The following is a 14,601-nucleotide window of genomic DNA, read 5'->3' on the forward strand; positions in this document are numbered from 1 at the left end:
AAATGTATATCGTTGGCAGAAGAAATTATTTAGACCAGTTATCAAAAACTTCATTGATGACTTTATTCTCGATAAAAATCATCTGCTACCACAGAGAATCTATAAATAATAGTGCGTAAGTCCTATAGTAAGTATAAATTTTACTGTATATAGAAGGCACGTTAGGAATACGTGTTACTTCCAAAATAATATTTCGACCTTCCGATCCCACAATAAAGGGTTGATACATATTGCCTAAAACTAAATTGATGTTTGGGCTATATAAGTATAGACCCTCCGTTTCATGGAAAATCGGAGCGACAGAACGGTCCATCGCTGGTGTCGGTGCCGTACCATCATCCAGTTCGGAGCGTGCAGCTGTACTGATACGCATACCGCGAGCATCCAAATCACCGTCATTGATACTCAGTGACTCAGCACGATCATTGGTATTAATACGAATTAAACTGGCTAAACCTAAAGTTTGGTTATAGTTGGTATTGGTTGATTTCAAGGTTTGAAAAATGCGAACTTGTGAACCATTTAAGCTCAGGCCATTCGCAACAATTTGAGTCCGTAACCGATAATCTTTATCTAAGCCACTGGTGGGCGCCCCTGTAATCGGATCGACGACATTACTTGAATTTAAAGACCGTGAAAATACATCCATCCACAAACCAAGCTTGATGTTGTTAGATGCATCATCTGCCGCAATTTTCTTTAATGGTGCCTCAATGGCTAAGTAACCAACATTCCCCTTATTATCTTTCGCAAATTGTTCAACATCTTGATTCCCCGCATGGAAAAGCCATGGGTTTTCTGCTGTACCCCAATTAAATCCTTGGTCTGTATAGCGCGTTGCTAATGAACTTTTTCCATTTTTATCTTTGCTATTGGACAGGGCTAAGCCATATATAAATACATCTGCTTTCGATCTGAGACTCGATACGGTCGCAGTCGAAGCAATTTGTTTTGCTGTAATTTCAGCATTTTTCTTCACGGTTGCTAATGCTGCATCGCTTGCCTTTTGAGCTTCAAGCTTGGCATAGTCCGTTGCCAACTGATTGAGGGTTTCTGCAGCTTTGGCATTCAACTGAGCATTTTTTGTTGTATCTATAATATTTGAACGTGTAATTTTTCCTGAGACATAATTTTTATAAAAAGTCGAAGTGGTTGGCAAGTTACCCGTACTATTGTTACCGTATAGTAACTCAATCATCTCATAGGTATTTTTTAAAGCGGCAGCTTGAGACTTTGCTTTTAAGAGCGGTGTAATTGATTCTTTCGTTGTGCCATCGTTTTCAAAAGATAAGCCAGCCGATGAACCATTATAATAATCTGCATAACGCTGATCGTAATATGCCTTCATCGTTGGTGATTCAAGATAAGACTGTACTAATCGGCCACGATATTCTGTTGAATATGTTGCGATGGTTTCATTGGTTACTCGTGTAGCATTATTGGTCTCATAGGTGCTTTTAGAACTTAAGAAAGTGGAGTCATAAACACCGTTATAGCCCGTAACTCGGCCTTGCTGATAGGCATCAACATAAGCTGCTTTGTAGATTTTATCGTAAGCACGCTGCCCTAATTGTTCATAGTTTTCACCTGTAGGAATAATCCGAATAAAACCTGTATCGTTTTTCCCAGGATCGACCATACCAGACGCATAACTAGAAGCCGTAGAACGGTCATTTGGCCCTTGAAAGACCATTTTGAAATTTTCTAAAGTGAGTGCAACACCTTCACCCGTTGTGGCTGAAAGTGCTTCATCTGATAAATCTTGAAGCGCATATACAGTTGGTGCAGCAAAAATGCTGACTGCGGCTGCTAAGCAACTCTGGCGGAATAACTTAGCCTGGGTGAATTGAGTCATCTCGACCTTCCTTTTATCAGATGCTCGGCATCTCTCTTATATTTATTCCTTAGAACTGGCTTTAATTTTTGGTTCCATTTATTCCTTAAACGGATGTATGTGATATACCAGTCACTTAATTTTTTATTATGCTGAATAATTACTCAATTGCAAAAAAATCCCGCCTGAACGGTTCAATTTCCGATGAATGACCCACATAAAAAAAGCGAGCCAATGAAGCTCGCTTTTTTAAACATAAAATCAAAATTTATGCTTTCGGCAATGTTACGCCTGTTTGACCTTGGTACTTACCACCACGGTCTTTATAAGAGGTCTCACACACTTCGTCTGATTCGAAGAACAACATTTGTGCGACACCTTCACCCGCATAAATACGTGCAGGTAAGTTGGTTGTATTCGAAAATTCTAAAGTCACATGACCTTCCCACTCTGGTTCAAGAGGCGTTACGTTTACAATGATACCGCAACGTGCGTAAGTCGATTTACCCAAACATACTGTTAAAACATTACGTGGAATACGGAAGTATTCAACTGTGCGCGCTAAAGCAAAGGAGTTCGGTGGAATGATACAAACGTCAGATTCAATATCAATAAAGCTTTTATCATCAAAGTTTTTAGGGTCAACAATCGCTGAATGAACATTGGTGAATACTTTAAACTCACGTGCACAACGAACATCGTAACCATAGCTCGATACGCCATATGAAATAAGCTTTTCGCCATTTTCATCATAACGGACTTGGTTTTCTGCATACGGTTCAATCATGCCGTGTTTTTCGCTCATTTCGCGAATCCAACGATCAGACTTAATAGCCATTTATTTCAATCCAAAAACTTAAATCAATTATTGCGTGGTACTTTAACTGAAATCACAGTTAATGAAAATAAGCGCATCGGAACTTAACACATTTAACCGATTTTAATCTGCTTAGAGTTTTAAAAGAGCCGAATAACTTAATGGAATAGAAAAACTGACCAATACCAAGGATGCCGTACGCTGTAAATTTGCTTGATTTAACCAGCTAATTTTATTGGATGCTAAAACAGAGCCAATAAATGTCCAAAAAAAAGCAATCGGCACGATCAAAAATAAAAACACCAGCATGTGTGCAACATAATACTGTGGATTTGTCCAAGCAATTGCAGGGAAAATAGCGGAAGCGAATAATAAGGCTTTGGGATTGAGTAAGGTTGCGACAAACAATTCGCGTGCTCGGATGCCTTTTTGTATAAAGTTTTCACTTACCGTTGCAGTACGCCATAAACGCAGTGCTAGAAATAAAATATAGCCTGCGCTAAACAGTTTAAGAATGGTCGGCAATAACGGTAAATGAACGGATATTTTACCGATTAAAAAGCCCCACAAGGTGATGGAGATCAGATAACCAAAAGCCTCGGCAGGAATAAGCCTAAATGATTTGCGTAGGCCTACCTGAATACCAGACGATGCCAGCAAGGTATTGGTTGGTCCCGGTGTGAGTAAAATCGTAATCACTAGACCAATAAAAAACCATGAAATCATACTTTGACCTCAAACTTAATCCGCGAAGATTAATTCAGTTGTTTCGTATTAGCAAAATAAAAAATAGAAATGCTTATAAAAAACTCCTTATTTAATTATAAATTCAGTAACTTAAATAGAAAAACAAAACCTTAGCTGAACAGTCATTCAGAGCACCTTACAATTCAAAGAAATATCTTGAACTTATATTTATAAAAGAAATTTCACATGATTCCATGTATACCCTACAGTTTTTACACGTAACAAAATATTATTAAAATAAACGATATAGCTCCATGCCATTCTTACGCATAACCATTATTTATTGGAGACTAAAAAATCAAAAAAAATACTTTTCAAAAATAATTGATTAAGTTATGTTCAATTGAGTAGTGGAAATTAAAATTAAAACTCATCAAATCAATATTCAAAATTTATGTGTAAAAGGACGTTTCTATGAACCAATGGACAAAACTCACGTTACTCTCGGTTACTTTGGCGTGTATTACTGCTTGCTCAAATGATCAATCTACTTCAAAAAATACCACGGAAGGAAAAAGCGCAGAAACTGCTACATCTGACAAACTTCAAACCAAGTTCGTAACCATTGCAACTGGCGGAGCATCAGGACCTTACAATGTGATTGGGACGAGTCTTGCAGAAATTTATAACAAAACTTTTGGTGTAAATTCTAAGACTCAGACTACAGGTGCATCAGTCGAAAACTTAAACCTTCTCAAACAGAATAAAGTTGAAATGGCATTTGTTATGAGTGACAGCTTAACAGAAGCACTGAACGGAGCAGGAAGTTTCGCAAATGGTAAAGTTGAGAATGTCAGCCAAGTCGCAGCGCTTTATCCAAACTACGTACAAATCGTAACCTCTAAAAAATCAGGGATCAAAAATATCGAAGATTTGAAAGGTAAACGTATCGCTGTGGGTGCACAAAATTCAGGTGTAGAAGTAAATGCACGCACACTGTTGAATGGTTTTGGAATCACCTATAAAGATATTAAAGTTGATTATTTAGGCTATGCTGAAGCCGCTGATGCTTTAAAAGGTGGCAAGCTTGATGCAGCATTCCTGACTAGTGGCATTCCAAATTCATCACTCATGGAACTTCAACAAAGCTTTGATCTACAGTTAGTTTCAATCAATGCAGATAAAGTCAAAGAAATAGCTAAAGATCAAAGTTATTTCTTACCGATGATTATTCCAAAAGGCACATATGGCAATACTGCGGACATTCAAACTGCCGCAATTAAAAATGCATTAGTTGTTCGCACAGATATATCGGATGATGATGTCTACAAACTAACAAAAACTTTCTTTGACAGTTTGCCTCAATTGGCAACTTCACACCAAGCAGCAACAGAAATCACGCTTGAAGGTGCTCAACAAGGCCTTGTAGCGCCTCTACATCCAGGCGCGAAACGCTACTATGATGAAGTGGCTAAAAAATAATAAGCTTCAAAAAAATGCAGTTTATACTGCATTTTTTATATTGTTCTTCTTAATCTATGCTAGCTATCCAACACTGTATACGCAGGTTAGAGTTGAAACTGATATATGCAAAATTTCAACTGATCAATTTGATTTACAGTGGAAGCATTCAGTAGAAAAGACGGCTTGGTCTGAACAATATCAGCGTCAAAAGAATAAGTTTTTACTGCGCCACACCGATTTGATTTCATTTGGTGCAGGTACACCCTCAAATTATCCCATTGAGTTTCAAAAAAATGGTGTGATTAGAATGCGGGTCAATCAAAATATAGATGAAATCAACTGGGTGATTTCTAGAAATATGCAAGGCACGATCCTCGCTGACCAAAAAATTTGGTCTATTTTTCAAAGTTACCCAGACTATAGTTTGGTCAACATCTCGGTTCAATATCAACCCAAATGGAAGTCTTGGTGGATTGGAGAATGCCTATGAATTCCAAAGAAGATAAAGTTGTATTAGAACAACTCGATGAGAAACAACAACAAGCCATATTAGAAAAATTTGATCGGGAATCTGTTACTCGAATCAATATGAGCAAATCTGTTACCTACTTTGTTGCATTTGTAGCGATCTTTTATTCATTATTTCATTTATTTATTACGTTTAATCCTTTACCTGAGTTAATACAGCGTGCAGCCCATGTCGCTATTGGCCTAGCACTCATTTTCTTACTCTATCCAGCTCGTCAAGCAAGCTCCCGGCAGCATATTTCACTTCTCGATTGGTTCTTGGCTTTGCTTTCCATCTTCAGTTTTTTATATTTATGGAAAGAATATCAATCTATTATGACCACTCGAGGTGGTATTCCAAATACCTTAGATATCGCGTTTGCAATTATGAGTGTGGTATTAGTCATAGAAGCAACTCGCCGGGTCATGGGGTGGATGCTGCCCATTTTAAGTTTAATTTTCCTGACCTATACATTTATCAGTCACTTTGATTGGTTGCCAGATCGATTAATTACTCGCCCTTATACCATCAGCGACATTTTCGGACATATGTATTTAAAAACCGAAGGCTTATATTCTTCGGCAATTGGTGCATCCGTCACTTTTATTTTCTTATTTATCCTTTTTGGTGCTTTTCTTGCAAAATCAGGTATGGGGAAATTGTTCAATGATCTTGCCATGGCATTGGCGGGTCATAAACAAGGTGGTCCTGCCAAAGTTGCTGTAATTTCAAGTGGATTTATGGGCAGTATTAATGGAACTGCTGTTGCCAATGTTGTTGGCACAGGCTCATTTACCATTCCATTGATGAAAAAAATTGGTTATCACAAGAATTTTGCTGGTGCCGTTGAAGCCAGTGCATCCGTCGGTGGACAAATTTTGCCGCCAGTCATGGGTGCGAGTGCCTTCATTATGGCCGAAACAACTGGCGTGAGTTATGGCACGATTGCACTAGCCGCATTATTACCTGCCTTATTGTATTACCTTGGCGTCATGGCTCAAGTTCATTTCCGTGCGGGTAAAGATGATCTGAAAGGCGTACCTAAAGCTGATTTACCTAAAGTAAAAGAAGTTCTAAAAGAGCGTGGACATTTACTTATTCCAATTTTGGCACTGGTCTTTTTCTTATTTCAAAATATTCCTGTGAGCTATGCTGCTGTCTACACCATCGTCCTGACCATCTTTGTAGCAGCTTTAAGAAAATCAACACGAATGGGTGTAAAAGATATTTTAGATGCGCTCGTTGATGGAGCCAAACAATCATTATCTGTGATGGCTGCTTGTGCTGTCGTTGGTATTATTATCGGCGTAGTAAGTCTGACAAGTTTTGGTTCAGTAATGACTTCTTCAATTATGAGTTTAGGTGCAGGTAGTCTCTTTCTCACTTTATTTTTAACCATGATTGCATCGATGATTTTAGGCATGGGGCTTCCATCTATTCCGGCCTATATCATTACTGCCACCATGGCAGCACCAGCACTCGCAAACTTTGATATCCCTGTATTAGTCGCGCATATGTTTGTGTTCTATTTTGGTTTATTTGCAAACATCACCCCACCAGTTGCCCTTGCCGCCTTTGCGGGCGCAGGAATTGCAGGCGGTGATCCAATGCGCACTGGGTTTCAGGCCTTAAAACTATCTCTTGCTGGTTTTATTGTTCCATTTTTATTCGTTTATAACCCTGCCATGCTGATGATTGATACCACCAATGTTGCAGTCAATGCTCGAGAATTTGCCTTTCCTGCATGGACAACTATAGTGAGTATTACTGTCACTTCAGTGATAGGAATTCTCGCTTTAGGCTCCGCAGTTGAAGGTTATTTCAAGACTTATCTCAACTGGTTCTGGCGTATTTTTTTAGGTGTGGGTGCGCTGTGTATGATTATTCCAGAAACCATTACAGATATTGTAGGCATTATCATGGTCATCATCGCAATTACGGTGAATATTATCACTGCTAAACGTAAAGCAAACCCGTCTCTTTCCTCCTAAAAAACCAATTAAAAAGCCCGGTAATTACCGGGCTTTTTAATTTCTTAGACTAAGGCGTACCCTCATTTGATGGGTGGGTTTTAATGACTTCAAATAATATTTAAAATTATTTGTTCCTCTATATTTTTTCAATGCTAAGCCCCTTGTAACAGAGGACATTTGGCAAAAAATCTAAGACACAATGCGTTTGTACAGTTACTGCCGTTCAAAGAATTGATCCTAGCCAAAATAATAGAAATATCGTGAAAGCTATTTTGTAAAAACTAAGTACAAACGCGACATCCTTTGATATGCCTCAAGAATTTTATCCTTGGCATACGGCTTATAATCGCAGGAAAAATAAGAAATTGTGCAAATCGTTTTTTAGATGTGTAATTCATAGACATCGTTGAATGTCTAAAGTTCAGTACTCATAATTTTCAAACACTCCCAATACCACGTTATAAAAAATCTGGCACGAGGCCAGATTTTAATACGATCAACTTAAATTTCAGTTCACCCTTAGAAAATACGGCTTTTATCTTTTTCTGCTTTGGGTAAAGCATCCACAATTTTTTGCGCAATTGCTAAATAGCTATCTGCTGCATCATCACCAGCAATCACCGATGGTTTACCCGCATCAGCATTTTCACGGATTTGTACATTTAAAGGTAAACGCCCTAGCAGCGGAATGTCATATTGCGCAGAAAGTTGATCACCACCGCCTGTACCAAAGATTTGTTCTTCATGACCACAGTTTGAACAAATATGCGTCGACATATTTTCCACTACACCCATGACTGGAATGTGTACACGATTAAACAGTTCAATGCCTTTAGTTGCATCCATGAGTGCCACGTTTTGTGGTGTCGTTACAATCACCGCACCTGTCACAGGAATACGCTGTGCAAGCGTCAATTGAATATCACCTGTACCTGGTGGCATATCAATCACCAAGACATCAAGGTCTGGCCATAAGGTTTGATTAAACAACTGCATTAATGCGCCAGTCGCCTTTGGTCCGCGCCAAGCCACAGGGGTATTGTTATCACCTGTTAAATGGCCAATCGATAAGACTGCCAAACCATAAGCTTCAATTGGTACAAATTGTTCAGCTTCAATCATAGGCGTACGGCCAGCGTTACCGAGCATGGTTGGAATACTTGGGCCATAGATATCTGCATCTAAAACACCCACTTTTAGCCCCAATTGTTGTAAGGCCAAGGCTAAGTTAACTGTCGTGGTCGACTTACCCACACCACCTTTGCCTGAAGACACTAAAATTACATTTTGAATGCGTGGATGTTTCGGCACATCACGTTGCTGAGGTGCCGCTTTTTGAATTGGTGGATTGTTTGGATCTTCTTCAGCCTTGGCTTGAGTAGCAGATGCATCCACAACAGGTGGTAGATTACTCACCTTTTGCTCAGTTTGTTCATTAGCTTTAGGCTGAGTTGAACAACTTTCACCTTCTGCATGGTGATGACCGCAACCACCCGATGTATGTCCAGTCTTTTGCTGAATCACATGCATATTTAATTCTGTGATGCCGCATTTTTCCAACGCATCGGCCAAATCATCATGAATTTTTTGTAGATCATCCGCCTCAGAAGGCATTGTATTTATGGTGATTTGAAGTATCTGCCCTTGCACATTGACCTGTGTAATACGATCCTTCAATGCATTGCTCGAATTCGGCAAGATATAATTTTGTAAAACCTGTTGGATTTCCTCCTCTTTCACCTCTTGTGACGGTGAAAACACAGATTTTAGGGAAGAAAGCCACGACATTGCTTTGTCTCCAAACAGGAACATCAGAAAAATAATATTGATAGTTTACCTGTTCGCGAGAGCGAGAGTAAGAGGGAGATGAATGACTTATCCCTATAAGCTTATAAAGTTGAGTAATTTAGTCAACTTTTCAGCAAGTTTCTAAAAATGCGCAATATATAACTGATCCTTGAAGAGATTCACGCCATTCAATCTAGCGTATTAAATCCTAAACTGTTTACATTTCAACCCTACATTTCCCAAATGAATTCAGCTTATATTTCAGCATATTCAAAAGATACTAATCCGTTTGATGTGAAAATCATCATGTGGTGCTTCATTTTATAAGTTTAAGCTGGGGGAAGAAGATGTTTAAAAAAACTTTATTAGTCTTGATGTTCTTTGCCACAACATTACAGGCCGCAGTATCGACCGAAGCTATTCAAACACCAGATCGTCAAACTGTAGCAATTGGCGATCGACTTGAGGATATGCGTACACGCATGCAGGCATCACCAATCAAGATGGAATCTCATCCTCTCCAAATTAAAGGTCAGCCGACGACATTAGCAGTGGATTACACGTATGAAATTGCCAATATGCGATATGTGATTACCATAGTAAATGATCACGTGCATGAAATTAAAACTGAGAACCTCGATGGTCTCCGTCAATAATCATTTGAGATACACGTTTTACAAGTAAAAAAACCGTTCCAATGGAACGGTTTTTTTAAGGTTGATCAAAGCAATTTTTAGTTACGAATTAAGCCTGATCATCTTTTTTAAACTTATTAAAGGTATCAGTGGCTTTCTTTTTCAGTTCATCAAATTTTTCACTTGCTTGCACTTTAAGTTCGTCAAATTTCTCTACTGCGTCATGTTTAAGTTCTGCCGCTTTGACTTTGGCTTCATCTAATTTGTGACTGGCTTCAGTTTTGAGATGCTCAAATTTATCTTTAGCCTCATTACTTTGTTCAGCATGTTCATGCTTAGCATCATTTAAAGCTCTTTCTCCTTCGAGTTTTAACTCTTCAGCTTTATGCTTTGCACCATCGAGGGCTTTTTCACCTTCAAGCTGAGCTTCTTTGGCTTTGAGCTTTAGATCATCACCCAACTCTGACGCTTTATCTTTCAATTGATCAATTTTATTTTCAGTTGTCATCGTTCTCGCCTCTTCTCTGTTATTGTCTAACAATAGTTATAACGTGCTTTGACGGGATGACCTTAAAAATATGCATTTAGAAACAATTGAGCTACATGACGTTGCATTTACGCTTTTTGGCATAAGGTTAGGAGTTAAAATTGATCCGAGTTTAAATGTATTAAATCATTGAAAAATATAAAGGCTACTTTTATTGTATTGATATTCATCAATATAAATTAAGCAAAACGCATAACGGTAAAGCCCCTAATGATGCACTTTACCGCTGCATAAAAAGATTATTTGCTGACTGTGCTCATAAAACTGACCGCTGCAAATAACCAAATAAAGAGTACAAAGCTACGACCTTGATTGAAATGGGTAAGCTCTGTTCCATGTAAAATATTATGGCGCGTCATCGCAACTGTTGAACTGCTATCCATTTGATAAGCAGCCAATTCAGCAAAATAATGATTCAGTTCATTGGCAATTTTTGCTTTATGCCAAAGACTCTTAATTTCACTGCCTTTTAGACCGGGTACGATTTTATATACATCGACAAACTTGGTACCGCTCTGCTTTAAAAAGCCCGTTTGAATCAGTACATCCGTTAAAATGCCTTCTAACTGTGCATACAAGACAGGGATACAACCGGCATGGAAATTCAGCTTATACAGTTTAAAAGCTTCAAGTAGAACCAAACGACGTTGCGCTTTATTTTCACCAATCTCTAAGGCATCAAAGGCTTTCAACATTTCTGTCTGAAAAAACTCGGTGTTAATCGCATCGAGTAAATGAAACTGTTTTTGATCTTCATGTTGATGCAGCAATTGCCAAAAGTACAACAAGTTTAAGGCGTCATTTGCCACTTTCATTTCTACAGGTTTATCAAGCTCATCGGCCAATACATCGAAGTAAGGTTCAGTTGTAGCCAAATCACGTAAAGTCTGAATCAGTAATGCATGTTCATCTGCCGAAATCTGTTCAAGGTATTGTTGTGCTTCTTTGACAATGTGCTGACCGAGTTGTTTATTACGCTGTTGATTTTGCGGAATACGGGTCACAGGCTGGTCGTCATCATAATCGTCGTCGTACATGGGCTTGTCACTCTTAAAGGCATCACAGATATACCCTATTATCACTGTAATTAGCGCCGCAATATAGAAATATTTAGTTTTCAGAAGATTTCACTGATTCCCTTGTGCAAGTACTGGCTATCTCATGTAAAATTACAGCCCATTGCATACATACGAATGAGAGAGTTATATCCGTGCGTAATATTTTAGTCACTAACGCCCTACCATACGCCAATGGCCCGATCCATATGGGTCACTTACTTGGTTACATCCAGGCTGATATCTGGGTTCGTGCTATGCGTGCAATGGGTCATAACGTGACTTATGTATGTGCGGATGATGCTCACGGTACAGCGATTATGCTGCGCGCTGAAGCCAACGGCATTTCACCTGAACAGCAAATTGCCAATGTTCAAAAAGAACATGAACGTGATTTTGCCGGCTTTAAAGTTGATTTTGATCACTACGATTCAACCAACAGTGCAGAAAACCAAGCGCGTGCTTCAGAGATCTATCTGAAAAACCGTGATGGCGGCAATATTGCAGTACGTCCTGTAACACAGCTGTTCGACCCTGAAAAAGGCATGTTCTTGTCTGACCGTTTCATTAAAGGCACATGTCCGAAATGTAAAGCGGAAGACCAGTACGGCGACTCTTGCGAAGTATGCGGTACAACATATAACGCAACTGAATTGCTGAACCCTAAATCGACTTTAAGCGGTGCGACACCTGTAGAAAAATCGTCAGATCACTACTTCTTTAAACTGCCTAACTTTGGTGAATACCTACAAAAATGGACACGTGACGAAGGTCGTTTACCTGTATCCATTGCCAACAAGTTAGATGAATGGTTTGAAGCAGGTTTGTCGGATTGGGATATTTCTCGTGATGCGCCTTACTTCGGTTTTGAAATTCCAGATGCACCAAACAAATACTTCTACGTTTGGGTAGACGCGCCTATCGGCTATATGTCGAGTTTTGAAAACTACATTAAAACCAAACGTCCTGACTTAAGCTTTGACGATTACTGGAAAAAAGATTCTCAAAATGAGGTGTATCACTTCATTGGTAAAGACATCGTCTATTTCCACGCATTGTTCTGGCCTGCAATGCTTGAAGGTGCAAACTACCGTACGCCATCAGGTTTATTCGTAAACGGTTTCTTGACTGTAAATGGTCAAAAAATGTCTAAATCTCGTGGTACGTTTATTAAAGCTGAAACGTATTTAGAGCACTTAAACCCTGAATATTTACGTTATTACTTCGCGTCTAAACTTTCTGACAAAGTTGAAGATTCTGACTTGAACCTTGATGATTTCGTTCAGAAAGTAAACTCCGACCTTGTTGGTAAAGTCGTGAACATCGCAAGTCGTTGTGCAAAATTCATTAACACCAAATTTGACAACAAACTCAGTGCAACATGTGCAGAGCCTGAATTGGTTCAAAGCTTCATTGATGCGGGTGCTTCAATCGCTGCGCAATATGAAGCGCGTGAATTCTCTGCTGCGATTCGTGAAATCATGGCGCTTGCAGATAAAGCGAACCAATATATCGATGAGAAAAAGCCTTGGGCGCTTGCGAAAATTGAAGGTGAAGAACAACAAGTACATGACGTATGTTCTGTAGGTATTAACTTGTTCCGTCAATTGGCAGTTTACCTTGCACCTGTGCTTCCTACATTGGCAGATCAAGTTCAAGCGTTCTTACAGTTAGACAGCTTCAACTTTGAATCTCGTAAGCAAGTTTTGGTTGCACACGAAATTGCATTGTTCCAACCGCTCATGCAACGAGTTGATCCAAAAGCTGTGGCTGCAATGGTCGATGCATCTAAAGATTCTTTAGCTGTGCCTGCTGAAGCGCCTAAAGCTGAGAAGAAAAAAGAGAAGAAGGCTGAGAAAAAACCTGAGCCTAAAGTAGGCGAAGCTGAAATTATCGGCATCGAAGACTTTATGAAGGTTGACCTGCGTGTAGCTGAAGTTTTAGAAGCAGCTCACGTTGAAGGTTCTGATAAGCTTTTACAGCTCACTTTAAATGTCGGTGAAACTGAACCGCGTAACGTGTTTAGCGGTATTCGTGAGTTTTACCAACCTGAAGACCTTAAAGGCAAATTGGTGGTAATGGTGGCAAACCTTGCACCGCGAAAGATGCGTTTTGGTATTTCAAACGGTATGGTGCTCGCTGCGGGTAATGGCGACGGTGTTTGGGTGATTTCACCTGAAACTGGTGCTAAACCGGGTGATAAAGTGTCTTAATTATTAGATTAAGATCTAAGAAAGCCTCTACGTTGTAGAGGCTTTTTTTACAATTATTTTTTTGTCGCCAAAATTCTTAGAGATTGTATGCTGATTTTTTTATGATGCCTGTACTCAAACAAAACATCATGGAGATTGAAAATGAGTAAGCAAACAACCCCACAAAATAATTCAGCTAATCAAACTAATCCAAACAAAGGAACAAATGGAACTAATATTGCCTATGATAAGACACAGGGTAATCGTGGTACACAGTTAAATCCAAATCGTAAAAAGTAATTTCTATATTTTTAAGAAGTGTTCTAGTGAATGCTTCTTTTATTTATTATTCAGGGGGCTTTTATGTACGCTTTAGCACAATTTCCATCGCAAGGTGATTTAATTAAATTTACTTATGATGCTTTAGGAGTTATTCCATCTAAGTCTGAACAAATTTTAGATTTAAAAGTTGAAAATAAGAGTTTCCAAAAAAGTTTACAACGCTTTGCAAAAGAAGAAGGTTCTAGTTTTTTAGAAAACTTTGATCTGCACATACAAACCCTACGTTCTACAATTGCTGATTTATTCCCAACATGGCATTTCCAATTTACTATTTTAAATACAATGCAAGAAGTTCTTTGGTGCTATCTAGAAAGTATCCTTGATGAACACACCTATTTAAATAAAAAAGAATCTTTTGAATTTATTATTCACACAACCATTCTTCCTAGACTTCCTATTTCAATTCTAAAGTATCAAGAAGGTTACAAAGATTTATTTAAAAATACTCCTACACCGACAGACTTTAACTGGTTTTTTGGATCCGAGAGTCAAACACCATTAACTTACATCATGCAGTGGATTTATGAATGTGAAAACTTAGATCAAAATAGCTTTCATTCATTAGAACAAAGATTTTTAACTACATTTGAGAGCGATCAGCAAGAAAAAGATTTATGGAATGTTAATAATTGTAGGACTTACGCATTGACGGATTCAAAAAAGTATTAAAATACTTTATAAAGTATCTGTGATCAGACGAATTAAACATGCTTCTACAGCAACTTGTACATTACCCATTTATATGGGCTTTCTCATGAC

Annotated in this window: 13 protein-coding genes and 1 pseudogene; 8 read left to right on the forward strand and 6 right to left on the reverse strand. The window is 38.6% G+C overall.

Translation table 11 applies throughout. From position 1 onward, the window contains the following. Positions 1–109 (forward strand): annotated as a pseudogene (locus FTT84_RS14440) (IS701 family transposase); the annotation flags it as partial. On the opposite strand, the gene FTT84_RS14445 reads toward FTT84_RS14440, so the two are convergent. The 3 genes from FTT84_RS14445 to FTT84_RS14455 form a co-directional block, all read right to left on the reverse strand. Beyond that, positions 86–1,855 carry a hypothetical protein gene (locus tag FTT84_RS14445; protein ID WP_180081573.1) on the reverse strand — a complete coding sequence of 590 codons (1,770 nt, stop codon included), beginning with the start codon at positions 1,853–1,855 and terminating at the stop codon, positions 86–88. The pseudogene FTT84_RS14440 and the gene FTT84_RS14445 sit on opposite strands and share 24 nt — an antisense overlap. A gap of 247 nt (positions 1,856–2,102) precedes the next feature. After that, positions 2,103–2,672 carry a dCTP deaminase gene (dcd, locus tag FTT84_RS14450; RefSeq protein ID WP_005008040.1) on the reverse strand — a complete coding sequence of 190 codons (570 nt, stop codon included), beginning with the start codon at positions 2,670–2,672 and terminating at the stop codon, positions 2,103–2,105. 111 nt (positions 2,673–2,783) lie between these two features. Further along, entirely contained in the window at positions 2,784–3,377 is a 594-nt protein-coding gene (locus FTT84_RS14455; RefSeq protein ID WP_180081571.1) for a LysE family translocator, read from the reverse strand. A 435-nt stretch (positions 3,378–3,812) separates the two neighbouring features. On the opposite strand from FTT84_RS14455, the gene FTT84_RS14460 reads away from it, so the two are divergent. Genes FTT84_RS14460 through FTT84_RS14470 form a run of 3 tightly spaced genes read left to right on the forward strand, consistent with a single transcriptional unit; the run spans position 3,813 to position 7,301 of the window. Further along, positions 3,813–4,820, forward strand: coding sequence for a TAXI family TRAP transporter solute-binding subunit (locus tag FTT84_RS14460; RefSeq protein WP_067764588.1), 1,008 nt, complete (start codon positions 3,813–3,815; stop codon positions 4,818–4,820). After that, a complete protein-coding gene (locus FTT84_RS14465; RefSeq protein WP_227591861.1) occupies positions 4,798–5,292 on the forward strand; it encodes a DUF1850 domain-containing protein in 495 nt (164 codons plus the stop codon). The genes FTT84_RS14460 and FTT84_RS14465 overlap by 23 nt, the downstream gene beginning before the upstream one ends. Next, complete coding sequence (locus FTT84_RS14470; RefSeq protein ID WP_067764590.1) at positions 5,289–7,301, forward strand: TRAP transporter permease; 2,013 nt, start codon at positions 5,289–5,291, stop codon at positions 7,299–7,301. Before FTT84_RS14465 ends, FTT84_RS14470 begins: the two co-directional genes overlap by 4 nt. Positions 7,302–7,802: 501 nt before the next feature. Here the strand turns inward: FTT84_RS14470 and apbC are convergent. Next, positions 7,803–9,071: an iron-sulfur cluster carrier protein ApbC gene (gene apbC / locus FTT84_RS14475; protein WP_180081569.1), complete on the reverse strand. Its 1,269-nt coding sequence runs from the start codon at positions 9,069–9,071 to the stop codon at positions 7,803–7,805. A gap of 347 nt (positions 9,072–9,418) precedes the next feature. Between apbC and FTT84_RS14480 the strand changes: the two genes are divergently transcribed. Then, positions 9,419–9,727 (forward strand): hypothetical protein, encoded by a 309-nt coding sequence (locus FTT84_RS14480; RefSeq protein ID WP_067764596.1) that lies wholly within the window; start codon positions 9,419–9,421, stop codon positions 9,725–9,727. A gap of 88 nt (positions 9,728–9,815) precedes the next feature. Here the strand turns inward: FTT84_RS14480 and FTT84_RS14485 are convergent, their stop codons facing one another. Next, complete coding sequence (locus FTT84_RS14485) at positions 9,816–10,214, reverse strand: hypothetical protein (RefSeq protein WP_067764599.1); 399 nt, start codon at positions 10,212–10,214, stop codon at positions 9,816–9,818. Between the two features lie 278 nt (positions 10,215–10,492). Continuing rightward, positions 10,493–11,290, reverse strand: a complete 798-nt coding sequence (locus FTT84_RS14490) for a hypothetical protein (protein WP_180058712.1) — start codon at positions 11,288–11,290, stop codon at positions 10,493–10,495. 173 nt (positions 11,291–11,463) lie between these two features. On the opposite strand from FTT84_RS14490, the gene metG reads away from it, so the two are divergent. The 3 genes from metG (at position 11,464) to FTT84_RS14505 (ending at position 14,511) form a co-directional block, all read left to right on the forward strand. Then, the gene (gene metG / locus FTT84_RS14495) at positions 11,464–13,521 is read left to right on the forward strand and encodes a methionine--tRNA ligase (protein ID WP_180081567.1); all 2,058 of its coding nucleotides are present in this window, start codon (positions 11,464–11,466) and stop codon (positions 13,519–13,521) included. Between the two features lie 141 nt (positions 13,522–13,662). Further along, positions 13,663–13,800 (forward strand): hypothetical protein, encoded by a 138-nt coding sequence (locus FTT84_RS14500; RefSeq protein WP_176537341.1) that lies wholly within the window; start codon positions 13,663–13,665, stop codon positions 13,798–13,800. A gap of 63 nt (positions 13,801–13,863) precedes the next feature. Next, a complete protein-coding gene (locus FTT84_RS14505) occupies positions 13,864–14,511 on the forward strand; it encodes a hypothetical protein (RefSeq protein WP_180081565.1) in 648 nt (215 codons plus the stop codon). Positions 14,512–14,601 lie beyond the last annotated feature (90 nt).

This window comes from Acinetobacter sp. YH01019, assembly GCF_013420285.1.
GTDB classification, from domain to species: Bacteria; Pseudomonadota; Gammaproteobacteria; order Pseudomonadales; family Moraxellaceae; genus Acinetobacter; species Acinetobacter gandensis.